This is a genomic window from Yoonia sp. 208BN28-4 (assembly GCF_037543925.1).
Lineage (GTDB): Bacteria > Pseudomonadota > Alphaproteobacteria > Rhodobacterales > Rhodobacteraceae > Yoonia.
Genome location: NZ_JBBIFY010000001.1, coordinates 1,061,948 through 1,087,166, shown reverse-complemented (window position 1 = coordinate 1,087,166; position 25,219 = coordinate 1,061,948). Strand labels below are relative to the sequence as shown.

General features: G+C 57.8%; 16 protein-coding genes. 10 read left to right on the top strand and 6 right to left on the bottom strand.

Annotated elements, in window-relative coordinates; translation table 11 throughout:
- Nucleotides 1-54: 54 nt before the first annotated feature.
- Together V8J84_RS05355 and xylA are read left to right on the top strand one after the other, a co-directional pair.
- Nucleotides 55-1,074 (top strand): LacI family DNA-binding transcriptional regulator, encoded by a 1,020-nt coding sequence (locus V8J84_RS05355; RefSeq protein WP_339928733.1) that lies wholly within the window; start codon nt 55-57, stop codon nt 1,072-1,074.
- Nucleotides 1,071-2,372: a xylose isomerase gene (gene xylA, locus V8J84_RS05350; RefSeq protein ID WP_339928731.1), complete on the top strand. Its 1,302-nt coding sequence runs from the start codon at nt 1,071-1,073 to the stop codon at nt 2,370-2,372. The genes V8J84_RS05355 and xylA overlap by 4 nt, the downstream gene beginning before the upstream one ends.
- A gap of 87 nt (nt 2,373-2,459) precedes the next feature.
- Here the strand turns inward: xylA and V8J84_RS05345 are convergent, their stop codons facing one another.
- The 4 genes from V8J84_RS05345 to V8J84_RS05330 form a co-directional block, all read right to left on the bottom strand.
- On the bottom strand, nt 2,460-3,956 hold the full coding sequence (locus V8J84_RS05345) for a TRAP transporter large permease (RefSeq protein WP_339928729.1): 1,497 nt from the start codon (nt 3,954-3,956) through the stop codon (nt 2,460-2,462).
- Nucleotides 3,953-4,525: a TRAP transporter small permease gene (locus tag V8J84_RS05340; protein ID WP_339928727.1), complete on the bottom strand. Its 573-nt coding sequence runs from the start codon at nt 4,523-4,525 to the stop codon at nt 3,953-3,955. The genes V8J84_RS05345 and V8J84_RS05340 overlap by 4 nt, the downstream gene beginning before the upstream one ends.
- A gap of 69 nt (nt 4,526-4,594) precedes the next feature.
- On the bottom strand, nt 4,595-5,635 hold the full coding sequence (locus tag V8J84_RS05335) for a TRAP transporter substrate-binding protein (protein ID WP_339929093.1): 1,041 nt from the start codon (nt 5,633-5,635) through the stop codon (nt 4,595-4,597).
- A 196-nt stretch (nt 5,636-5,831) separates the two neighbouring features.
- Nucleotides 5,832-6,716 carry a helix-turn-helix domain-containing protein gene (locus V8J84_RS05330; protein ID WP_339928725.1) on the bottom strand — a complete coding sequence of 295 codons (885 nt, stop codon included), beginning with the start codon at nt 6,714-6,716 and terminating at the stop codon, nt 5,832-5,834.
- A 127-nt stretch (nt 6,717-6,843) separates the two neighbouring features.
- Between V8J84_RS05330 and V8J84_RS05325 the strand changes: the two genes are divergently transcribed.
- The 8 genes from V8J84_RS05325 (at nt 6,844) to V8J84_RS05290 (ending at nt 18,434) form a co-directional block, all read left to right on the top strand.
- Entirely contained in the window at nt 6,844-7,668 is an 825-nt protein-coding gene (locus V8J84_RS05325; protein WP_339928723.1) for a phytanoyl-CoA dioxygenase family protein, read from the top strand.
- A complete protein-coding gene (locus tag V8J84_RS05320; protein ID WP_339928721.1) occupies nt 7,668-8,393 on the top strand; it encodes an MBL fold metallo-hydrolase in 726 nt (241 codons plus the stop codon). Before V8J84_RS05325 ends, V8J84_RS05320 begins: the two co-directional genes overlap by 1 nt.
- Nucleotides 8,390-10,117 (top strand): ABC transporter substrate-binding protein, encoded by a 1,728-nt coding sequence (locus tag V8J84_RS05315; RefSeq protein WP_339928719.1) that lies wholly within the window; start codon nt 8,390-8,392, stop codon nt 10,115-10,117. The genes V8J84_RS05320 and V8J84_RS05315 overlap by 4 nt, the downstream gene beginning before the upstream one ends.
- Nucleotides 10,118-10,295: 178 nt before the next feature.
- Nucleotides 10,296-11,306: an ABC transporter permease gene (locus V8J84_RS05310; RefSeq protein WP_339928717.1), complete on the top strand. Its 1,011-nt coding sequence runs from the start codon at nt 10,296-10,298 to the stop codon at nt 11,304-11,306.
- Nucleotides 11,307-11,348: 42 nt separating this feature from the next.
- Nucleotides 11,349-12,281 (top strand): ABC transporter permease, encoded by a 933-nt coding sequence (locus V8J84_RS05305; RefSeq protein ID WP_339928715.1) that lies wholly within the window; start codon nt 11,349-11,351, stop codon nt 12,279-12,281.
- The gene (locus tag V8J84_RS05300) at nt 12,281-14,026 is read left to right on the top strand and encodes an ABC transporter ATP-binding protein (protein WP_339928713.1); all 1,746 of its coding nucleotides are present in this window, start codon (nt 12,281-12,283) and stop codon (nt 14,024-14,026) included. Before V8J84_RS05305 ends, V8J84_RS05300 begins: the two co-directional genes overlap by 1 nt.
- On the top strand, nt 14,023-17,079 hold the full coding sequence (locus tag V8J84_RS05295) for an alpha-mannosidase (RefSeq protein WP_339928711.1): 3,057 nt from the start codon (nt 14,023-14,025) through the stop codon (nt 17,077-17,079). The genes V8J84_RS05300 and V8J84_RS05295 overlap by 4 nt, the downstream gene beginning before the upstream one ends.
- A gap of 185 nt (nt 17,080-17,264) precedes the next feature.
- Complete coding sequence (locus V8J84_RS05290) at nt 17,265-18,434, top strand: M24 family metallopeptidase (RefSeq protein ID WP_339928709.1); 1,170 nt, start codon at nt 17,265-17,267, stop codon at nt 18,432-18,434.
- A gap of 389 nt (nt 18,435-18,823) precedes the next feature.
- Here the strand turns inward: V8J84_RS05290 and V8J84_RS05285 are convergent, their stop codons facing one another.
- Both V8J84_RS05285 and V8J84_RS05280 read right to left on the bottom strand, forming a co-directional pair.
- Nucleotides 18,824-19,651, bottom strand: a complete 828-nt coding sequence (locus tag V8J84_RS05285) for a transferrin-binding protein-like solute binding protein (RefSeq protein WP_339928707.1) — start codon at nt 19,649-19,651, stop codon at nt 18,824-18,826.
- Nucleotides 19,652-19,662: 11 nt separating this feature from the next.
- Nucleotides 19,663-25,219 (bottom strand): Ig-like domain-containing protein (locus V8J84_RS05280; protein ID WP_339928705.1); only part of this gene is annotated, 5,557 nt, incomplete at its 5' end.

The window sequence follows — 25,219 nt, the reverse complement described above, 5'->3', positions numbered from 1 at the left end:
AAATGATTGACGTTCCTCATTTTTGCCGTCATTGACGCCAGAACGGAGGATATGATGACGCGCCCAACCATTCACGACGTGGCCAAAGTCGCAGGGCTTAGCCTTGCAACGGTGGATCGTGTTCTGAACAAGCGCGGCGGTGTAGCAAACAAGTCCATCCAGAAGGTGGCGGACGCCATCGCGCAAACGGGGTATGTCCGCGACATCGCCGCTGCGAACCTGTCGCGCGGACGGGAATACCGCTTTGCCTTTGTCCTGCCGGACAGTGCGACGTCATTCATGGGCCTGCTGCGCGATGCGTTGATGGCGGAAAGCAACAGGTTATCGGCCCAGAAAATCCGCATCGATATTCTGACCACGCAGGCGTTTGATACGGCCAGCCTTTTGACGACGCTGCGCACGCTCACCCCTGCCACAACCGACGGCATCGCCATGATCGCCCCCGAAACGCCAGAGGTGCAGACCGAGATCGCACGGCTTGCCGCAGACGGAATCAGCGTTGTTTCACTGGTGTCCGACCTGCCCCGTACAGATCGCCACGCTTACGTCGGCCCTGATAACGTGGCCGCAGGACGCACAGCAGCCACCTTCATGGGTAAGTTTATCCGCGCTGATGCAGGCCGCGTCCTTGTCATCGCAGGCAGCCTTGCGGCGCGCGATCACATGGAACGCGTGATGGGGTTTCGCGCCGTGATGAACAGCCGCTTCCCTGCGCTTGATCTACTCCCCGCCGCACAGGGCTTTGACGATGCCGCGACAGTGCGCGCATTGGTGCGCGATGCGCTCTCGGATGGCCCGCTCGCTGGCATTTATGCCGTTGGCGCTGGCAATCGCGGTGTACTTGATGCGCTGGCAAATCAAGCCGACCGCCCCGTTGTGATCGCACATGAACTGACCGTCGTGTCGCGCAGCGCGCTGCAATCGGACGACTTCGATCTTGTGATCGACCAGAACCCAACTGCTGAGGTACGTACCGCAATTTCCATCATGCAGGACCTCAGCGATGCGCAATCGGTCACGCCCACGCAGGGCGCGATCCCACTGAATATCTTTATCCGGGAGAACATCACATGAGCAGCTATTTTGAAGGCATTGATGCCGTCACCTTTGAGGGCGCCGACAGTAAAAACCCGCTGGCTTTCCGCCACTACAACCCTGACGAAGAGATCATGGGCAAGCGCATGGAAGATCATCTGCGTTTTGCCGTGTGCTACTGGCACAACTTTGTCTGGGAAGGCAACGATCCCTTTGGTGGCCAGACCTTTGACCGCCCGTGGTTCCCAGCCGATACCATGGACCTTGCCAAGGCCAAGGCCGACGCTGCGTTCGACATGTTCCGCATCCTTGGCGTGCCCTATTTCTGTTTTCACGACCATGACGTCCGCCCAGAAGGTGCGACACTACGCGAAAGCCATGATCGCCTTAACGAAATGGCCGATTACTTTGAAGGCAAGATGGCTGATGGCGGCTCCAAACTGCTGTGGGGCACCGCCAATATGTTTTCCAACCGCCGCTATATGTCAGGCGCCAGCACGAACCCCGATCCTGATGTGTTCGCCTATTGCGCATCCACGGTGAAGGCCTGCATGGATGTCACGCATCGCCTGAACGGTGAAAACTACGTCCTCTGGGGGGGCCGCGAAGGGTATGAAACGCTGCTCAACACCGATCTGGACCGCGAATTGCAGCAGATGGGCCGCTTTTTGCAGATGGTTGTCGACTACAAGCACAAGATCGGTTTCGACGGCGCGATCCTGATCGAACCCAAGCCGCAGGAACCCACCAAGCACCAGTATGACTACGATGTGTCCACGGTTTACGGCTTCCTTAAACGCTTTGGGCTGGAAGAAGAGGTGCAGGTCAATGTTGAACAGGGCCACGCCATTCTGGCAGGTCATTCCTTCGAACACGAATTGGCAATGGCCCGTACGCTGGGCATTTTCGGGTCCATCGACATGAATCGGAACGACTACCAATCCGGCTGGGACACCGACCAGTTTCCGAACAATGTGCCAGAGGCGGCTCTCGCCTATTACGAAGTGCTCAAGGCGGGTGGTTTCACCACAGGCGGCACGAACTTCGACGCCAAACTGCGCCGTCAATCGCTTAATGCCGAGGACCTGATTGCCGCACACGTGGGCGGCATGGACGTCTGCGCACGCGGACTGAAAGCCGCCGCCGCGATGATCGAGGATGACGCCCTGGAAGCGCCGCGGCGCGAACGCTATGCCGGTTGGGAAACTTCTGGCCATCTGGCCGTCGGCAACACGCTGGACCGGATCGCGGCACAGGCAGAAGACGGCGGGCTTGATCCACAGCCGGTATCTGGCCAGCAGGAAAAGCTGGAAAACATCGTGAACCGCTACGTCTAGGGCACCAAAGCCGATCCGGCTGGGCATGGTTGGCGGCAGGCATGCAATGTGTTGATGCCTGCCTGCCTCAGCCTCTCAAGGAGCGCGTCAAAGCGGTAACAGCAACAGCGTGATGATAGGAAAGACAAGCAGCAGGATCACGCGGGTTACGTCAGAGGCCACGAAATACAGGACCGCGCGGTAGGTTTCGGTGATCCGTGTCGCGCGGTCCATCGCGTTGATGACAAACAGGTTCATGCCCACAGGTGGCGTGATCAGCCCGACCTCCACCACGATCAGCACCAGAATACCGAACCAGATCGCAGTGCGTTCAATATTGATGCGGTTCAGCGCCCCGTCCGACACGCCACGCAACCCAATCTCGCGGGTCATGTCGCGGCTCAGCTCTTGCCCGCTGGCCAAAAGGGATTGCGCCTGCGCCAACAGTGCGGCGGGCGCGTCAGTGCCAGCGGCAATCAGATCGGCAAGGCGGGCCGATTGCAGTTCCACCATACTGACAAAGCTGAAATCCAGCCCTTGCACGATGGGCCAGAAGATCGGGATCGTCAGGAGGATCATCGACAGGCTGTCCATCAAACAGCCCAGCAACAGGTAGAACACCAGAATGATGACCAGCACCGTCCACGGGTTCAGACCGCTACCCCCGACCCACGCGGCCATGTCCTGCGGCAACTGCGTAAGCGCCAGAAACCCGTTGTAGAACGCAGCCCCCAGCACGATGAAAAAGATCATCGCGGTGGATCGTGCGGTCACGTAAAAGCTGTCCGCAAGCGTCAGCCGCGTCAGACCACCTGCGCGGAAAGCGATCAAACCTGTGCCAAATGCGCCCACGGCGGCGCCTTCGGTCGGGGTGAACCAGCCTTGATAGATGCCGCCCACGACCAGCACAAAGACCAGCAGAACAGGCCAGACGGCGACCAGCGCCTTCATCCTTTCGGCCATCGCCACACGCGCTTTGGTGCCAGCCGCGTCAGGGTGCAGGCGCACGTAGATCGAAATGGTTAGCATGTATCCCACGGCCGCCAACACACCGGGGATCACGGCGGCAAGGAACAGTTTGGCGATGTTTTGTTCGGTCAGGATCGCGTAGATCACCAGCACAATGGAGGGCGGGATCAGGATGCCGAGTGTCCCCCCTGCGGCCAGTGTCGCCGTTGAAAAGCCACCCGAATACCCATAGCGCCGCAATTCCGGCAAGGCGACGCGGCTCATTGTGGCGGCTGTGGCCAGTGACGACCCGCAGATCGCGCCAAACCCCGCGCAGGCCCCGACCGCTGCCATCGCGACACCGCCCCGACGATGACCCAAAAAGCTTTCTGCGGCTTTGAACACAGCCTGGCTCATGCCGCCCAGCGTAGCGAAATGCCCCATCAGCAGAAACATCGGGATGATCGAAAGCGAGTAGTTGGAGAACGTGGTGTAGGTTTCGGACTTCAGCCGCGCAAGCGGGACGCTGGTATCGCCGGTGATAATCGTCAGACCGACCAGCCCAACAAGGAACATGGCCAACCCAATCGGCACCCGCAGAAAGATCAGCACCAGCAGCACTGGAAACGAGATGACACCGATGGCAAGATCCGTCACCGGTCCGGCTCCGCTTGCTCTGGCAGGATCGGCGTGCCGCTTGCAAATTCGACCACCCGTGCCACCGCAATATAAATGGCGATGACGGCCCAGCCTGTCGCGGCCACAAGACTTGCGGCATAGGACCACCAAACCGGAAATTGCAGAATGAACGTGGTCTGGCCCGACGCTTGTTTGCTCATCATGCCTTGCGCCAACTCATAGGTGATCACGGTCACAACTGCGGCAAAGACCAGTGCCGTCAGGACCCGCAACACAGTTTGCGTCCTGTCTGACAGGGCCGAAGTAAAAATATCGACAGAGGCATGTGCGCCGTGCAGGTGACACAGCGGCAGAAACGCAAAAACGACAAAGGCCATGCCCGCTTCGACAATTTCATAGGCACCGGCAATCGGGCCAACACCGCTTGCGATCAGCGTGGCGGCAAGATCGGGGGCCAAGCCTTGCACCGCATCGCTGAACAACACGTTGTTCAGCATGCGCCCCAGAATAGACAGGCATGTCAGCACGATCAGACCCGACAGTACCATGCCACCCAACACGGCAAAACCCCGTGCAGCTTTTTCCATGATGGCATGCATCGCCGCTCTCCGATGCGGTCAGTGCCGCAGTCCGTTCAATGACTGCGGCATGTGATTTTATTCAAGCGCGCCGGTCACGCCCGCGCAATCACCCGACATCAGCGAACGCGCCTGATCAATCAAGGCCCGACCGTCACGGCCCTGTGCGTCCATCTCGGCGACCCACGTGTCATAGACCGGATTGACCAGCGCCTGCCATTCGGATGTGTCGGTAATGGCGATGATGTTGTTCCCCAGATCGACCGCAATCTCGCGGGCGGGGGCATCTGCATCAGACTGCACGCCACCGGCAAAGATTGAAAATTCCAGACCGGAGTTTTCATCAATGATCGTTTGCAGGTCTTCGGGCAGATCGTTGAACACGTCTTTGTTCATCGCCAGCACAAATGTCAGGTTATACAGCGCGGGGCCCTCAAACTCGGTGTGGTTTTCAACCAGTTCGGGGATTTTCAGTGATGACGTGACTTCCCACGGCACAGTCGTGCCATCGATCACACCCTTGGACAAAGCCTCTGGCACGGCGGGCACAGGCATGCCCACAGGGGTTGCGCCTGCCAGCTTCAGCAATTCGTTCACAAGGCGCGATCCGCCGCGAATGTTCAGACCCTGCAAGTCGGCGGGCGTCTCAACGGGATCGGCGGTGTGCAACACGCCGGGGCCGTGGACCCATGTGCCCAGCACCTTCACGGCGGCAAATTCGTCATCCGCCATATGCTCTTCGTACATGGTCCAATAGGCGCAGGACGCGGCGCGCGCATCGTCGACCATGAACGGCAATTCAAAGACTTCCGTGGTCGGGAAACGGCCCGGCGTGTAGCCTACGACGGTCCAGATCACATCGGCCACACCATCAATCGCCTGATCCATCAGTTCGGGCGGGGCACCGCCAAGCTGCATGGACGGGAAGCGGTCGATCTTGATCCGGCCATCTGACGCCTCTTCGATATTGTCGGCCCAGACATCAAGGATCAGTGCGGGCACATTGGCCTGCGCGGGCAGGAACTGATGCAGCTTCAGCGTGACGTCCTGCGCGGCTGCGCCGGTTGCAAAAATTGCCGTTGTGGCCACGCCGCCAAGCAATTGCTTGATCGTTTTCATCGACATGAAAGTTCCTTTCATACAAACCGCAAACCGCCAAATGATATGCGGTATGCAGGCAGATCAGGCCGCAAGCCTGCGCCCTCCAACACAGCGGGCGTCCTTTGAAATCGAGTATATGGCACAGTGCTCTGACAGGGTCATCCGTTTTCTGCGTCGCCGTTGCCGCAGCCGCAGCATGGGCCTGATGCACAGATCATGACCGTGCACCGCCGCCGCGTGGCACCTGATCGGAAAGCTGGAACGGGTCGCGCTGGTTTTCCAACCGGTAACGCCGCGGGGTTGTGCCGTATTGCCGCCTGAACAACCGGTAGAAATAGCTGCTGTTGTCGAAGCCACAATCCGCGACAACATCTTCAATGGCACGCTCATCACTGCGCAGCAGGTGCGCTGCATGTTCGATGCGCACCTGATTGATATATTCCGACGGGGTCATGCCGGTGTAGGTCTTGCAGGTGCGACAGACATGTTCGTGACTGCGCCCCGCCACCGCAATCAGCCCTGCTGCCCCCTTGCTGAAAACACTGCGAGACTGCGCAGCACTACAGGCCTCGGCAAACCAGCGCGGCGCGTTTTGCAGATCACCGCCCGTGATATCCACCACCCGATTGGTCAGCACGAGCAGAAATTCCTCGATCCGCGCAAGCGTTCTTGGGGCCGTTTGAAGCTGCCGCGCGATGTGGACAGCCCGTGCAAAGCGGGCCGCATCAAGCATATGTGTCTCGGGCAGGCGCGCGCGGCTGTCAAAAAAGGCGGATGCAATCGTGTCGGCATAGCGGGAGGTCAGATGCTGCGCGGTTTCCACACGAAACATCACGTTGATAATCTGGCACCCGTTGGCGCGGTCTGCGCTGAAGGCATGCACATCCTGCGGTCTGACAAATGTCAGGTGCCCTGGCTTCAATTGCTGTGTGTCGCCGTTCACCCAATGGCTTGTCTGACCGCTTTCGATCAGAAAAACCTCATAGAAGTCATGGTCGTGGGCCGCGTCGGGAAATCGTTTGGACAAGGACTTGCGTGCGAAATGAAACGCCTCGTCGGGGCGGATGTAGCTGTCGATCAGGAACGTGGTTTTGCGCATACCACAAGATTAGCAAATAAATGCTGCCCTGCGGCACATAAATATCAAATAAGTGCAAAATTATGTCAAAGCACGTTAGTGACTCCTGCCGCGCCCTGCTCAACCATACCACGCAGGAGGGGATGTCATGTTAGTGGAAAAGCAAGACCTGAGCTTTGCGCCTGTGCCACAGCACGCGGGGCTGAAACTGACCGCAGACGATATCGCCAGCTACAATGCCAACGGGTTTGTGCAACCGTTTGACGTGTTCTCGCCCTCAGAGATGGTCGCGATCCGCGGCTATGTCGACGGGCTGATGTCCGCCAGCGGCGATGCGGGGCACTACGGCATCAACTGTTATCAGGCGCGCCTTTCGGGGCTTTACGATATCGCGACAGACCCGCGTATTCTGGATCACGTGGCCGACATCATTGGCCCCGATATTCTGTGCTGGGCAACGGCGATCCTGTCCAAGAAACCGCACGATCCCAAAGCCGTGCCGTGGCATCAGGATGCGTCGTTCTGGGCGCTGTCCCCTGCCCGCACGGTGACGGTCTGGCTTGCCATTGATGACGCTGATGCGGAAAATTCCGCGATGCGCTTTATCCCCGGCACCCACGATCAGGGCGCGATGGGCGTGCAGTCCACTGGCGCCACGGCAGTTTTCCACAAGGAAACCGCCAACGCCGAGGCATTGGGCACTCCGTTCACGAATACCCTCAAAGCGGGGCAAATATCGCTTCATGCGGATATGTTGGTGCATGGATCATTGCCCAACACGTCTGATCGCCGCCGCTGCGGGTTTACACTGCGCTATTGTCCGCCGTCCGTGCAGATCACCGATCCCGCGTGGGCCAGCGGGGTCGAGGCGATCCTGTGCCGTGGCGATGCAGGCGCGTGGAAGACCCACCCCCGCCCGACCAACAATGACATCACGCAAACCACGTCACCGCATGTTGTGGGGAATAACTGATGCAGGTGAAGTGGTATGGACACGCAGCATTCGGCCTGACGCCTGACAGCGGTCCGCGCATCATCACCGATCCATATACGCCCGAAGGCGTGGGCTATGCCCCCATCACAGACACCGCCGATCTGGTGATCATCTCATCGGATGACGACAGCGCCCATTGCCGCGCTGACCTGATTGCGGGCGACCCAACAGTCGTGAACGCGCTGACCGTGGCGCAAAACGGTGGGGCGACCACGGCCTTGAACATCAACATCACGGCGATTGAAGCGGCCGAGTGGGACCACCACCCCGAACACGCCGTGCCGGGCCAGAACGGCATGTATCGTTTCACGCTCGACGGGATCAAGTTTGCGCATATGGGCGATGTGGGAAATCCGCTGACCGACGCGCAGCAGGCGTTTTTCGAAGACACCGACGTGCTGTTCGCGCTGGCTGGCGGGTATCTGACGCTGGAACTTCCCGATCTGATGGAGATGATCCACCGCACCAGACCCAAGCTGGTCATCCCGATGCATTTCCGCACGCTTACATACCGGCCACGCAATACGATGTGGATCGAAAGCTTTCTGAGCCATTTCAAAGAGGACGACATCGATTTCGCCTTTGGCTGCGAAACAACACTTACACAAGATGACCTGCCGGACCGCACCCGCGTTCTGGTCATGGACTACGCCCGCGAGGGCCAACATGAGGGCAATGGCCCGAAACTGGGAGGAACGACATGAACCTTACGAAAACGCTTTTGGCATCATCGGCCATGGCGCTGGTCGCCACGGCAGCCTTTGCGCAGGATGTAGCCCGCGAAAACACGGTCATTTTTGATCTGGATCGCACCATTCAGGACCCCGAGAACTTCAACTGGATGACACCGGGCACCAAGCGGATGCACGGCGCGCACCAAACCATGTGGGAGCCGCTTTTCATCCTGAACTACGGCACTGGTGATCTGGACCCTTGGCTGGCAACCGGCTTTGAACAAAACGACGAAAGCACCGAGTTTACGATCACCCTGCGCGACGGCGTCGAATGGTCCGACGGTGAGGCGTTCAACGCCGATGATGTGGTCTTTACGACCAATATCGCCATGACCAACGAAGACATCTCAAGCCGCGAAGCCAGCACGATCAAGGCACAGGTGGCGAGCGTGGAAAAAATCGACGATCTGACCGTGAAATTCTCGCTCAACGCGCCAAACCCGCGCTTTGTTGTCGAAAACTTCGGCGTGCGGATTTTCGGATCATTTCTGATTATGCCTGAACACGTCTGGAACGGTGAGGATGCAGCCACGTTCGCATTCAATCCGCCTATCGGCACAGGACCCTACACGTTCTCGTCCGCGGCATCGAACCGCGCGATCTGGGACCGGAACGATGATTGGTGGGGTGCCAAGACAGGCTTCATGGATCTGCCCGCGCCAGAGCGTGTGATCTTCCTTGAATCTGGTGGTGAGGAAAGCCGCGCGCAACTGATGGCGTCCAACCAGCTTGATGCGGCGCAGAACGTCACTGTCGGCACGTTCGAGGCTATTCAGGCGCAAAACCCTAATGTCATCGCGTGGTATGCCGACTATCCGTTTTCCGCCGCTGACCCTTGTGCCCGCCAGCTTGAGATCAACACAACCGTCGCGCCGTGGGATGACCCAAACATGCGCCGCGCCGTTGCCAATATCATCGACCGCACGCAGATCGTGAATGTGGCTTACGAAGGCACGACAACGGCATCCGAAACCATGTTTGCGCAATACGGATCAATGGCCCCGTTCATCGATGCCGTGCTTGAGGCGGGCTACGGTCTGTCAGCCACTGCGGATGTGGACGCCGGACAGGCGCTGATCGAAGAGGCAGGCTGGACCCGCGACGGTGACTACTACACCAAGGACGGTGAAACGCTTTCGGTTGATATCCACGTGAACTCTGCCTCGACCGAATACACCCGCACGATTGATGTGGTGGTCGAACAGCTGCAACGCTCAGGCATTGATGCCAAAGCCGTGCCAGTTGAAAACGGCGTGTTCTGGGGCGAAGTCCTGCCGTTTGGCGCCTACGAGATGTCCTATAGCTGGCTGTCATGCGGATCGGTGAACGAACCATGGGCGTCGATGGGCCGTTACACCGTCAAAGACGTGGTGCCGGTTGGCGAACGCTCTCCCGGTTTCAACAATACCGCCCGCTGGGATGGTGACGCGGCTGAGGCCTATTCCGCCATCATGGAAGTGATCGCGGACAAGCCGCTGGGCGACGAGGATATTCCGACACTGGTGGCCGATGCCTACGCCCATCTGGATCGCGAAATGCCGTTCATCCCGCTGGTGCAGGCGGCTAAGCTTTTGCCCATGAACGAGACATACTGGACAGGCTGGCCCACCGCCGACAACTACTACAACCATCCGTTCTTCTGGTGGAACCACACCCACCAGATCATCCACAATCTGGAACCGGCTGGTAACTGATACCTCCCCGAGCGACGAGGACCGGCGCAAACGAACGCGCCGGTCCGACACTTACGCATATGACGACAGTTCGACATGGCGGTGCACGCGCAGTGCACGTCCGGTGCACGCAAATCACAGCCCCGTTTTGCCATTTCCAACCGCCGCCTCGGCCCGCATCTGTGACAGGACCTGCCCCATGGGACGCATCCCCAGATCATATCTCATCAATCGCGCCGTGACCTTCGTGCTGACGATCCTGATCGCCGCGACGATCATTTGGATCATCCCGCGCCTGTCCCCTGTTGACCCCGCCGAGATCGCATTGGGCCGCATGGCCGCCGGTGCCGGAGCGGTTGAAAACTCCGAGGAAATACTGGCCCAACTGCGCGCGAACATGGGGATCGATCAGCCGTTTTTTGTGCAATATTTCAAATACATCACCGGTGCGTTGGTGTTTGACTTCGGGCTGTCGACTGCGGCCTTCCCGACCCCTGTGTCCACGCTGATCCTCAATGCGCTGCCGTGGACGATGGGCCTGATGATCCTGTCGCTGCTGATCACGTTCTTTATCGGCAACCTGCTGGGCGCGCTGATGGTCTGGGAACGCTCCCCCAAGCTGGTAAAGGTCGCGATCCCCGCCGCGATGGTCTTCACATCAATCCCGCCGATCCTGTCGGGCCTTTTGCTGATGTGGGTCTTTTCCGCCAAACTCCAGTGGTTCCCCCTCACCGGCGCCTATTCGATTTTTGTCGAACCCGGCTGGACATGGGCGTTTGTGAAATCCGTGCTGCATCACGGCTTTCTGCCCGCGCTTTCCATCGTTGTTGTGACCTTTGGTTTCTGGGCCTTGGGCATGCGCGGCCTGATGATCGGCGTGCAAGGCGAAGACTACGTCAAGCTGGCCGAGGCCAAGGGTCTTCGTCCGCGCTACATCCTGTACCGCTACATGATCCGCAACGCGATCCTGCCGCAGATCACCGCATTCGCGCTCAAGATCGGGTTGCTGATTGCGGGGCAAGTTCTGGTGGAACGCATCTTTGCCTACAATGGCATGGGCAAGCTTCTTTACGATGCGATCCTCAATCAGGATTTTCCGGTCATTCAGGGCGTCAGTTACGTGATTATTCTGATCACAGCCCTGTCGGTGTTTCTTGTGGACCTGCTTTATCCCTTCATCGACCCCCGCATCCGGCACGAGACTGCATAAGATGATGCACCCTTTGGACACCCTCCGGGAAAGGCGCGCAGTATGACCAGCCAAGACAACGTCCCAATGACCCGCGCCGAGAAACGGCAGGCCCGCCGCATCCGGCGGTTTGACAATCCGTGGCTGAACCCGAAACTGATGTGGGGCGCGGGTCTGTTGCTGGCGATTATTTTGATTGGCCTGATCGGGCGTTTGCTCTGGAATCTTGATCTGGTGTTCACCGGATCGGCGCAATTGAAATTGCCGCCCGTAGGCTTTGAAAACCTGCGCCGCCAGCCCGGTGTCTGGGATCATCCACTTGGCACCGACGGCGGCGGGCGCGATATGTTGGCGCTGATCATTATCGGCGCGCCGAATACGCTTTTCGTTGGCCTGCTGGCGTCACTCATCGGGATGTCACTGGGGATTTTCTTGGGCTTTTCGGCAGGTTTTCTGGGCGGACGGACCGACGATGTGATCCGCGTGGGCGCCGACGTGATGATCACGATCCCGCCGCTGCTGATCCTTGTCGTGTTTCAGTCTGCCTTTGGTGATGTGACCCTGACCATGATGGCGCTGCTGATCGCGGGCTTTGTCTGGCAATCGCCCACCCGCCTGATCCGCGCCCAAGTGCTGTCGATGAAGCAATCGGGCTACGTGCAGATGGCGCAACTGTCGGGGGCATCCACGCGCCACATCATGTTCCGCGAGATGTTGCCAAACCTTGTGCCTTACCTCTTCGGGTCGTTCATCGCCTCTGTCACCACAGCGATTGTTACGGCTGTCGGGCTGGAAGTGCTGGGCCTTGGCCCGCAACGCATCCCGACACTGGGCCGCACAATTTATGAGGCGATCAACGCAGGCGCACTGATCCAGAACCTGTGGTGGTGGTGGGGCATCCCGACGCTGCTGTTGGGTGTGATGTTCATCGGCCTGCTGCTGATCAATCTTGGCCTTGATGAAGTATCCAACCCCCGCCTGAGAAAGCTAAGCTGATGCTGGATAATGCGCCCACCGATAAACCGGTCCTGACGCTCAAGGACCTGTCGATTGAATTTCCGACACCCGCTGGCGTGGTGCAGGCCGTCAAGGCGTTAAGCCTTGAAATTCACAAAGGCCGCCGCGTCGGGTTCATCGGTGAAAGCGGGTCGGGAAAGACCACAACCGCATTGGCCGTCATGCAGATGCTGGCCGAACCGGGTCGCGTGTCTGGTGGCACGATTGAACTGGCGGGCACCGATATTCTGAACCTGTCAGAAGAGGATATGCGCCGCACCCGTCTCAGCCGCGTGGCATATATCCCGCAAGGGGCGATGAATTCGCTGAACCCTGTCATGCGGGTCGAACCGCAGATGTGGGACGGCATCATCGCACATGAAGGCACCCTGCCGCGCGCAGAGCTGAAACGCCGTTCGGACGCCGCTTTGGAAAGCGTCGGACTGCCCCTGCACACCGCCGATCTCTACCCACACGAATTGTCCGGCGGGATGAAGCAGCGGGTTTGCATTGCCATGGGGATCATCCTGAACCCTGAACTGATTATCGCAGACGAACCTACATCGGCGTTGGATGTGGTGACACAGCGGCAGGTGATGCAGACGCTGAAAGCGATCCAAAGTGATATCGGATCGGGTCTGATGCTGATCGGGCATGACATGGGGCTGATGGCCCAGACGGTGGACGAGCTGGCCGTGCTGAAGGATGGTGAGTTGGTTGAACATGGCACGGTGCAGCAAATTCTGACCGCGCCCGCACACGCCTACACGCAAGACCTGATTTCATCAGTGCCGCTTGTCGGGGGTGAAAGCTTTCTGAATCCTGATGCCCGCGCCAAAGCCCCGAAACGCGCATCAAGCGAGCCGCTTTTGCGCTTTGAAAACGTCCGCAAGGATTATGGCACCGTCACCGCTTTGCACCCGCTATCGTTCACGCTGCAAGGCGACACGCCGCAGATCATTTCCATCGTTGGGCAATCGGGATCAGGCAAGTCGACGATGGGGTCGATCATGCTGGGATTTAACCCGCCCAGCGAAGGTCAGGTGCTGTTTGAGGGGCAGGATGTGGCGGGCATGAACGCCAGCCAGAGCCTTGAATTTCGTAAAAACGTGCAAGCGGTCTTTCAGGATCCCTATGCCTGTTTCAATCCGTTCTACCGCGTGAACCACGCGTTGAGATTTCCGTTCAAACAGTTCGGCCTGCAAAAAAGTCCCGCACATACCCAACAAGCGATGGAAGAGGCCTGCGCCGCGGTCGGGCTGGACCCCGATCTTGTGCTGCAGCGCTACCCGCATCAGCTGTCCGGCGGGCAACGTCAGCGGTTGGTGGTCGCACGGGCGCTGATGTTGTCGCCGAAACTGTTGATTGCGGATGAACCCGTGTCGATGGTTGATGCATCCCTGCGCGCGTCGATCCTGTCGAACATTTACGATCTGAAAGACAAATACGGGATCAGCATTCTTTATATCACACATGATCTGGCAACCGCCTATCATGTCAGCGACTATGTGATGGTGCTGTTCAAGGGCAATGTGGTTGAATCCGGCCCGCCCAAAGAGGTGATCGGCGCGCCGCAGCATCCTTACACCCGTCTTTTGATCGATAGTATTCCCTGGCCCGACCTTGAACGTAGCTGGGGCGACGGGCGCGCCGACTGGGACCCGACGCAGCTTGAGGCCGAAGCCGCCAAGGCCGATCCCGTGATGCGCGGTGCGGTGGCCGGATTTGACCTGAAAAGCAGATGAAACGCGGCTGGCCCTTTACCGCCGAAAAAATTGCGGCGCACTTGCAGTTGATCGCACCATATGTCCATCGGCACAGCGCACCGCTCCCGCATTTTCGGGTTCTGCCGCTTGACGGGCCGACGCTGTCACCACCGATCTGTGCCGATCACGCGCAGTGGGATGAAATCCCTCACGAGACTTACTGGGGACATGCCGATCTGAACTTTGTGATGAAGTCCTCAATTCGCGTGCCTGACAGTTGGAGCGGCGATGATCTAGCCCTGCATCTGCCGCTGGGCGTGCTGGGGGACGTGTTCAATCATCCTGAGGCACTGGTCTACGTCGATAACACCCCCATTGGATCGGCGGACAGGTATCACCACACGATCACGCTTGATCCTGCGCTGGCCGATGGCCGCGACCATGTGCTGTCCCTGCACGGCTGGACGGGACTGGCCGGATGGCCGCCCGATCCACATTCTCGCTCCAAGCTGCTGATGGGCTGGCCCGCAGTGGTTCAACGCGACCCGGCGCTTTTGTCGTTTGTGCAATTGGCCAAGGCTGCGCTGGACAGCGTCAACGTGCTGGATACCGAAACCGGAACGGCACTGCTGGACTGCCTTGATAGCGCCATGCGGCTTTTGGATACGCGCGACCCGATTGGTGATGCGCTTTATGCCTCGGCCCCCGCCGCCTTGGATCATCTTCGAACCCAACTGCCCTTGGCGGGACCCGCGATGGACGTCACGCTGCACGGCATCGGCCACGCGCATATGGACATCGCGTATCTGTGGACGATCGATCAGATCAGGCTCAAGAACGCGCGCACCTACACCAACGTCTTGAGATTGATGGAGGCGGATCCTGATTTCCGGTTTTCGCATTCCCAGCCGCAGCTTTACGCCTATACCGAAACCGATCACCCCGCTTTGTTCGCCAAGATCAAGGCCCGCGTTGCCGAAGGCCGCTGGGAGGTGATGGGCGGCATGTGGGTGGAACCGGACCTGAACACCACCGGACCCGAAGCACTGATCCGGCAACTGGTCTTGGGACGCACCTATTTCCGCGACCGGTTCGGTGATGTGGAAACGCCAGTCTTGTGGCTGCCAGACACCTTCGGCTTTCCCGCCCAAATTCCGCAGTTGATGAAGCTGGCCGGTCTGGAGTGGTTTGTGACCAACAAACTGAACTGGAACCAATGCAACCCCGTCCCATGCTCGACCCACCATTGGGAGGGGCTGGATGGTAGCCGCGTGCTGGCCCACATCCTGACGACGCCACGCGACGTGCAATACCTGCCGTTTCCCACCAATTACAAAAGCGATTTGTCCGCGCCAGAGGTGCTTGGCACCGTCACCCGCGCCACATCACCGGACAATCTGCGCGACCTGCCGATCTGCTTTGGCTATGGCGACGGCGGCGGTGGCCCGACCGAAGACTTACTGGCCAAGGCACGCGCCTTTGGCGACATGCCAGGTATGCCGCGCTTTCGCTACAGCAGCGTCCGCGCCCTTTTTGCCGCCATCGCCGACACCACCGACCTGCCTGTCTGGCGCGGCGAGCACTACATGGAAGGCCACCGCGGCACCTATACATCGCAAGGCTGGATCAAGCGTGCGAACCGCAAGGCGGAGTGGGCCTTGCACGAGGCCGAGGCGCTGGCGGCTATGGCGGGCCACACCCCTGATCTGTCGCAAGCGTGGCAGTTGCTGTGCCTCAACCAGTTCCACGACATCATCACCGGCACGTCGATCACGCCGGTTTTCGAAGAAGCACGCCGCGACTATGTCACCATCGCCACACTGACCGAGGCCGCAGCGCAAAAGGCCGCGGACGCCCTGCGCTGTGACACTGCCAGCGTCATAAATACCGCCCCGACCGCTGGTGCGCGTCTGGCCACTATTCCCGATGCAGATCCCGCGATGGGCCAGCCGACAGCCGACGGTGTGCTGGTGCATTTCCCTGATCTGCAACCCTACGCCGTCACCGCCATTGCATATGCCAGCCTGCCCGATGCGCCTGTCACCATCAGCGAACACGACACGGGATACGTTCTGGAAAACGGCCATGTGAAAGTGGCCCTTTCCACGACAGGCACGCTGGATAGCGTCTTCGATAAATCAGCAAAGCGCGAGATCCTGACAGACGGCACCCCCGGTAATCAGCTTATCGCTTTTGAAGATCGCCCGATCTGTTGGGATGCGTGGGACATCGACCCCAGCTACGAGGACCGCTGGGATATTGTGACCGGAGACACCAACGCACAGATTACCGAAACCGGCCCTCTACGTGTGGCTATCACATTCACAACCCGCTGGCGATCAAGTGTGATGACACAAACCGTGCGCCTGTGCGCCCATTCCGCCCGCGTTGATTTTGTAACGGACGTGGATTGGCATGAAACCCACACGCTCTTGAAGGCCGCGTTTGACACGACAGTGATCTCTGACCACGCCAGTTTTGATACGCAATGGGGGCGGGTGACGCGTAGCACACGCCGAGACACCGATTTTGACGCTGCACGGTTTGAGGTGCCCGCGCAAAAATGGGCCAACTTGCACTATGACACTCACGGCGTCGCCGTTCTGAACGATTGCAAATACGGCTATGATGTTTTGGGCGGGCGCATCCGTATCACCTTGATCAAATCCGCCACCGTGCCGGACCCACAGGCCGATCAAGGCCCGCACCAGTTTACCTATGCCCTCTTGCCATATGCCGCAAATAATCCTGCCCTGCTCGATCACGAGGCTTATGATCTGAACGCACCCTTGCGGGTCTTGCCTGCGGGCGGGAAAAACGCCCCTGTCAATCGCCCCCTCGTCCAGTGTGCCGCGCCCAATGTCGTCGTGGAAACGGTCAAACCTTCGGACACTGGCGATGGCGTCGTCATCCGGATTTTCGAGGCACACGGCCAAGCGACAGATACGACCATCCAACTCAACGGCTCACTCAAAACCGCAGCGCGTGTGACCATCTTTGAGGATCACATTAACGACTTGGCATTGATTGATGGGGCTATCCCGCTATCCGTTGGTGCGTTTGAGATTATCACACTGCTGCTGCGTCCCTAGCCAGCCGCCTCACTGCTGATGAAACTGCCCAAGGCTTCACTGCCTAGATATTTAATACGGTTTGGCCCACTGTTTGGCTGACCACTACAGTTATCGAAACGGACCGTCGCAGCTATGACCGAGTATCCACAAATCTATAGCCTTCGTTGGAGCAACCTCCTCGATCATCGCGATGGCAGACGCTCATGATACAAAATGCCCCCGTACGCGGCTTTGCCCCGTCCGAATTCGCGACCCGCACGCAAAAGGCGCAAGACCTTATGGCGGCAGATGGGCTGGATGGTCTGCTTTTGATGTCCGAAGCAGAGCTTGCCTATTTCAGCGGCTTCCAGACCCCATTCTGGCAAAGCCCCACAAGACCATGGTTTCTATTCATTCCCGCCAGCGGCAAACCAGTCGCTGTGATCCCCGAGATCGGTGCCGACCTTATGCGGCGCGGTTGGCTTGAAGATGTGCGCACGTGGTCCGCCCCGCAACCGCATGATGACGGGATCAGTTTGCTGACTGAATTGCTTTCACCGCTGGCCACGGCTAAGGCCCGCCTTGGCATTATGAAGGGTCACGAGACGCATCTACGCATGCCACTGTCAGACTGGGAGCGGTTGCTAGCCGCCCTGCCCGGTCTGTCCATCGCCGATGCCACCGGACTTGTTCAGGGCCTGCGCATGGTCAAATCCGACGCCGAAATCGAAAAGTTGGCCCATATCTGCGCCATCGGATCAGCAACATTCGCGGCCACGCCTGACTTCGCACGTGAAGGCATGGCCCTTGATGCGATCTTCCGCGAGTTTCGTCGCACCGCGATTGGCTTGGGGGCTGATAACGCACCCTACGTGGTTGGTGGCGCTGATCAGGGTGGGTATGCCGACGTCATTTCTCTCCCCTCTCAGCGCCCGCTGCGCAAAGGTGATGTACTGATGCTGGACACCGGCTGCACATGGGATGGTTATTTCTGCGATTTTGATCGCAACTGGGCTATCGGTCACGCAGATGACGCCGCCCGCCGCGCCTATGACGTGCTGTGGCGTGCAACCGAGGCCGGCATCGACGCCGCACATCCCGGTGCCACATGCCGCGATCTTTTCCATGCCATGTCGCGCGTGATCGCTGAACTTGACGAAAGCGGCGGCGCTGTCGGACGTCTTGGCCACGGCCTTGGCCTGCAACTGACAGAACAGCCGTCCCATGCCGCCTTTGACACGACCGCATTGCAGGAAAACATGGTGCTCACCATCGAGCCATCCGTGACATACGGCAACGGCCTGATGATGGTGCACGAGGAAAACATCGTGATCACAGACGGCTCCCCCCGCCTGCTCACCAAACGCGCCGCACCAGAATTGCCGATAATTTGAGGCAATTGGGTAAGGGCCATTTCGGGCACGTGTCGATAAAGCGCGTGAGGCTTAGCTCACACTGCAAACATAAAACGCTAAGCTGATAAATGGTGCCCGGGGGCGGAATCGAACCACCGACACGAGGATTTTCAATCGGTCTTAAAATGAAGAAGAGTCACCACAAAAACCCAAATGTCGCCATGATAACTTGTTGATATAGATATAATAATTTAGATAAATCGCCAAGACAGCCCAAATACCGCCAACTACAACCACACGTCGGTTGTTACCCATGTGCTACCCAAAACCCCGCACGTTGCAAAATCTGATACTCGCGCAGAGCCTCCCGCCTGGTTCAAGGTTTGATTGTTTCTGATCACTATGACTACTCGTCATATCCGTCCGCGTTACTTCCCGATAAAATCCCCAAAGATGCGCAGGTTCCCAGTGGCTGTGTCGTCTGCGACAAATACACCGCCTGCCTCATTCCCTGTGGGACCGAAGAACGCTCCGTTTGTGCTGGTGACTGCGCCCGCGCTGATGGTTGGAAGAGTTGCAGACATGACGGCGATTGTGCCGCCGTTGAATGTTGCACCGGTGATCGTGGAGCCTGTGATTGTGACCGTTGCCACATCCGTCACATTGACCGCCGGTGTAACGCCGTTGGTCTGTGTGCCGTTCAAGCCTGACAGGGTTGTCGTGACGCGGTCAGTGCCAAAGTTCGCAGCTATCGTGGCATCTCCGGTCAGGTCAAAAAGCGCTGTGCCATTTTGAATTGTGACTGTCGCAGGGCCGGTCATTGTGACTGATCCGCCGGGTAGATCAGCGGTAGGCGTGACCGCGCCCAGCACGCCGATTGTTGCGTTGCCGGTTGTCGGGGTCGCGATGTAGCGGGTCGAAAAAGAATTCGCGCCTGCTTGCAGGGCAACGGTGCCCCCTGCAGTCAAAGTGATAGCGCTACGGTTCGCATTAATCGCGCCAGACAGCGTGCCGATATTAGCTGTGTTACCCGCACGGTTCAGCGTCCCGGTCAGGGCCGACGTTGTCCGCGCACCCGTATCAAGCGACGCGGCTGCAAGTGCAGCGCTTTGTTGTGATGCTGTATCGCCTAATGTGGCAAACGGTGTTGGCGTTGCTATTGGTGTGCTTGCCCCGCCACCGCCACAAGCAGCGAGAGTGCCAAGAGCAGCAATGGTAAGCCCAACGGGACGGAGCATATTGATCAATCGTGTCATGGGATACTCTCCTAGAGAAACTGGAAATCGTCGACGCTCAGGTCGGCGGTAGTCAGGCCTGCGAAGTTAATCGTCGTGCCTTGATCAGTGAAAGTCGCCACGCCAGCCACATCGCTGACTTTGGCCAGCGCTGCTACTCCGGTAGTGATGCCAAAGCCGTCAAGGAGGATCGTATCCACGCCGCTTTGGAAATCTGCCCCGGTGACCGTGGAATTCGCGGGATTGGCAAAATCGAGCGCCAAAGTGCCAATCGTATCGGCCCCGTCGTTTGTCGCAAAGACGAACGTATCGGCACCGCCGCGCCCTTCAAGCAGGTCATCGCCCGTACCACCCGCGATCCGGTCAGCCCCGCCGACATTGGTCGATACGTCACCCACAATCACATCATTGCCCGCATCGCCGTTCAACGTATCATTGTCATAACCGCCAACGATAAGGTCGTCATCTGAGCCGCCGGTGACAGTGTTGTTGCCAGACAGCAACCCGATCCGGTCGTTACCTGTACCTGCATTAACAACGTTATTTCCACCGGAATCAACGATAAGATCAGCACCTGCGTTGCCAGTGATTGTATCATTTCCAAAACTACCGGTAAGTTGATCGTCACCAGTACCGCCAATCAATGTCCCGCCACTGCGCTCACTGAAAAGAATGCGCGGGGCGTCGATGGCTGTCACGTCTATCGTAATCTCACCGGTAACAATGTTTCTGGCGCTGTCGCCTAGTTCGTAGCTGACGGTTGTAGTCCCGCTAAATCCTGCCGCTGGCGTAAATTGGATCTGATCGCCGATCGCCACGACAGTCCCGCCATTGGGATCGCTGCCGTTCAGCAGGGCAATAGCGTCTCCCTCTGGATCGGAATCATTTAAGAGCACAGAGATGCTAACTGAATCGCCTGCAAGAACGGTGGCGGTGTCTGGGCCCGCAATCGGTGCTTCGTTAACCGCGACAGGAACCACAGTATTGAAGTCAGTCGCAGGATCAAAGTTAAGATCAAAAGCCGGAATATCTTGTGTTGCATCGGCAAACGCAGGGTCACCGGACAACGCTACATCCAGCACTGTTGTCTCAAATTCAAATGTCCCGGGAACCAAGCCCGCACTCAAGGCAATCTGCTCGGCAGCGGCGCGGTCTACAGGATCCAGATCATCAAGTGTCACAGCATTCACTGGGAAATTCAGATCGGTAAATGTCTCGGTGCTTTCGCCGTCAAGGTAGTCAAAGAAGGACTCGGCATCGGTGATCCGCCAAGCGTCAGCAAATGCGCCGTAGAGTTCTGTCGCAGCAATAGGTAGCGTCAGGACAGTCCCATCGCGTAACGTCAGATCGTTCTGGCTATCGCCATCTGCGTTGCCGAACAGGCCTTCGACATTGCCGGCACGATCCGGTGCGAGAAAGTTCTGGATGGTCAGGAAGTCGGTAAAGCCAGTTCGCACCGCGACGACGACGCCGTCGCCAAATTCATTGGTAATAATATAGGTGTTAAAGTTGCGGTAAACGCTTCCCGTGCCCACCGCGATGGTCGCGCCGTCGCCCAATTCAACCGCATTGCCATTTATGACCAAAGGCACATCACGGTCGGCATAAATACCGACGGCAACATTGCCCAGCATTGTGGCAATGGCAGAGTTAACCGACACAAGATCGTTGTTGGGCAGCGGCGACTGGCGGACTTGGAACTGGAAGTCGTCGTCCGTCCCTTGGAACATGATGAACTCGCCTACCGCTTGAAACGAATATCCAAGACTGTCGAAGGTCTGGATATGCGGATCGCCACCTGTTCTGGGGCGCGGTGCGGCCTCGGGAGAGTCTGTGTCGCCGCCGGTAGTCGCCTTAATAAGTTCCTCGGCGGTGGTGTCGGGGGTCAGTTCGAAGACTGGTTTGCGTGTGGGAACAGGTGCGTCTGAGCTCTTTTTTGCGTCTTCGAGAACTTTCTCGGCCTCCTCAAAATATGGAGGTGTCTCATTGAATGCTTTGTATGCTTCGAGTGCAGCTTCGATGCCAGCAATGCCACCTTTCAGCGCCTTTACCTTACTACCAATTACAGCAGAGAATACAACCTCTCCGACCTCTTTGAATGCGTTGAACATGTCCTTCTGAAAATTATCACCGGCCTCACTTCCTCGACCCAGCCGAGCGTCATGGGTCCCGCTCCCTACGGGCGGTCGTTCTGGTCCAACTTGCTCGGCAGGTGTTCCGTAGGTGTTATCAACCATAGCTCCAGTCGCGTCTACGAATGACAACGGAGAGTTCAATGCGAAACGGTAAAGGTTTTCTGGATCACCACGTATGAAGAGCGGATCTTCACTAATAAACCTAGCTTGTTCGCTCGAATATGAGCGCGCGCGCATGAATGTCAGGTCATCAGAATCCTCTGAAACACCAAATGCACCATTAAACTCAAAGTCGTTTGCCAGACCTTCGACCTCGGACAGTTCTGATCCAAAGGGGGTGTAGGCGTAGCTGTTGGCGATGGCGCCGTTGGTGCCTGTTAGGGTTGTGACAGACCCGACCGCGTCAGCGTCATAGAACGCTGTTTCGCCACCGATTTCGGCAGAAGCGAGACCGAGGCCGTGGGTGTAGGTCGCGGATAATGTACCGCCAGAATACTCGGACACCACGTCGCCCAGACCGAACGGATCGACCAGATATTCGGTTGCGACCCCATCAACGGTTTTGCCCACGCGGTTGCCGAAAATGTCGTAGGCAAAAGTCAGCACTGTGCCATCTGCTTCGATTAGGGACGTAAGGCGGTTATCCAGATCGTAGGTGTAGGTTGTTGTGTCCGCGCCTTCGACCTTGGACGTCATGTTGCCATCGGCGTCATATGTAAAAGTGGCCGCCCCGACTTGGGTGTATTGGTTCAGCGCATTGGCCACGTACTGTGTCGCAACTCCGTCTTCGACAACGCGGGTGCGGTTGCCGGACGCGTCATATTCGTAGACCAGTGCCTTATCAGCGAAGTCGGCGTTGGTTGACGCAAAACTGGCCGATGTCAGTTGGCCGATTGCGTCATAGCCATAGGTCCATGTGCCGTCTTGGCTTTCGTTGGTCAGGCGCTGGCCCGCGACATCATAAGTATACGCATTGAACGAATTGATCGACGCATCCGGTGCTTGGTTTTCGATGCGGGTCAGGCGATCTGCGCTGTCATAAGTAAACTCTGACACCGTGCCATTGCCGTTCACTTCGCTGATCAGATTGCCTGCGCCATCATAGGTATATACAACAATCTGGCTATCGGCATCGCGCAAGCCTATTAAGCGGCCAAGCCCGTCATAATCATAAAACACGTTGTAATCCGCACCGTCCGACATAGACGCACGGAGCCCTGCATCATTATATGTGAACGACAGCGATTTGCCTGTCGGGTAATCCAGTGAAACCACACGGTCAGCAGCATCATAAGACAGTTGGGTCGTGCCCTGATCATTAGTGGCAGAGGTCATCCTGCCTTTGGTATCATACACATAACTTGTAGGTCCGGCAGAACTGTCGGTTTCAGATAACAAGCGCCCGCGTGCATCATAGGTATAGTCGACATCATCACCGCGACGGTTTGTGTAGCCCGTCAGATTGCCTTGGGCATCATAGTTGAAATCAAGTGTCGTCCCATCCGGCCAAGTGGCCTGTGTGATGCGACCACCAGCATCATAAACAAAACTGCGTGTGTTGCCACCCGCATCAGTAAAGCTGAGGGGGTCATCGCCATCACCGCTATAGGTAAAGCCAAGCTCTGCCATATTGGCATCCGTGATCTTGGTTAGCCGCCCTGCGTCATCAAATTCAAACTGCGTTTCGGTGCCATCGGGCGCGCGTACACCTGAAATGTTGTCAAGGTCATCATAGATGATCTCGGCGCCGCCACCTGCACTATTGCTGATCCGCCCCGCCACATTACCTGGCAGCAGATCAATCTGAGTCGCGTTACCCGCACCGTTTGTGACCGTCAGGCCACCCGCGCCGTCATAATCAAAATTTTCAGTCTGTAAGCCGTTGCCGTAGCTGGCATCGCTGAGCCGTCCCAACGCATCGAACGTGAACGCGCTTGTAATATCGCCGGGTGCGATGGATTGAGTCAGATCACCTTCGCTGTTGTAAGCGAACGATGATTGCCCGTCTGGCCGTGTGACCGACGCAAGCCGACCCTGTGCATCGTAGTCCAAGGTCGCGGTGTTGCCGTTTGTGTCTTCGATCACAGTGATCGCACCGCTTGCATCACGAGAGAATGACAGCCCTGCGCCATTGGGGCCGTCGAGGCTTGTGATCTGCATGGCCGCATTATGGCTCGCTGTCACCTGAAGCCCATCGGCCATGATCATACGGATAAACGTGCCTTGCGCATCAAACCTCAGCTCTGCATCGTCTGCCGTCAGAATAGAGTACCCCGTTGATGTTTGCGTCAAAGTTCCGTCAAACCCGCCTGTTGCCCGAAACTGGCCATCTATCCCTTTTGAAAACACAGGCCGCGCAGCAGTTGAAAGGCCAAACGCATTACCCGAGAGAGCAACAGCGCGGCTGGCTGAATATGACACCGTGTAAAGTGCTGCAGCATCAAGCCCTAAAGACTGAAGCGCGCCAATATCCGTCAGGCCGCGCAATTCAAGCACATCGCCATCAATCGCAAGACCGATATCAGCTATCGTTGACCAACCCTGCCCCAGTGACCCCAGCTGGCCACGTTCTTGGATCGACCCGAAATCGCCAGCGACTTCGATGGCGAAAGCCAATGCAGCGGTCGCACTTGACGTGTCTAACCCAAATGACCCAAATCGCGCTGCGTTGCCAGACAATGCATCATTCAGTGACCCGATTGTCGTGCCAAGCTGGGCCGTCAAATTCGCCTCGAGCCGTTCAACAGTGCTTGCGGCGATAAAGTCGGGCTGAATTGCAGCCGCGCGTGCCGCAATACCCGTAAGCGCATTGAAATCGGCAAGCTGGGCTGTGACGCCCAGTGTCGACAGCGGCCCCGCTGCCCCTTTGATTGTGATATCAATCGTTTCGGTGTTCCCGACGTCGATCCCTCTGGCCAGCACAAAGGTCGTATCCGCAAAATTGCGACCAAGCCCATCGGCCACAAGGCCGCCATTTGCAGAAACGGCAATCAGATGGGTTTGCGCATCAGTACTACCATCGGCGTTAGGCAGGCCACCGATACCTGTGACATTCACATTCAACTGGGCCGTTCCCAGCGCACCAGGAGTCAAAGAGGGCGAAAGATTAAGTTCAAGGTAGACAAAGTCGTCGATGCGCAGGTCTGTGATCGGGAAAATATCGCCACTGTCAAATTCAATCGACGTGATCGTGCTAGAGTTGCTGCCTTCAAAATCATAGAAATCTGAAATCCTAACGCTGTCGTCATCGACAAATATCGTCAGGTCAAAGCCATTGCTTTCGAAACGAAGGTCGTCGGGGGTGATGCCACCTTCAAAGCGTATCCGTCCGCCGCCTCCACCGGAGCCGAAAATGGTATCTACTCCAAAGTCAGGACCAAAGATATAAGTATCGCGACCGGCACCACCGTAGAATTCGTCGTTTCCGCCAAGACCGACTAAGGTGTCGTCTTGT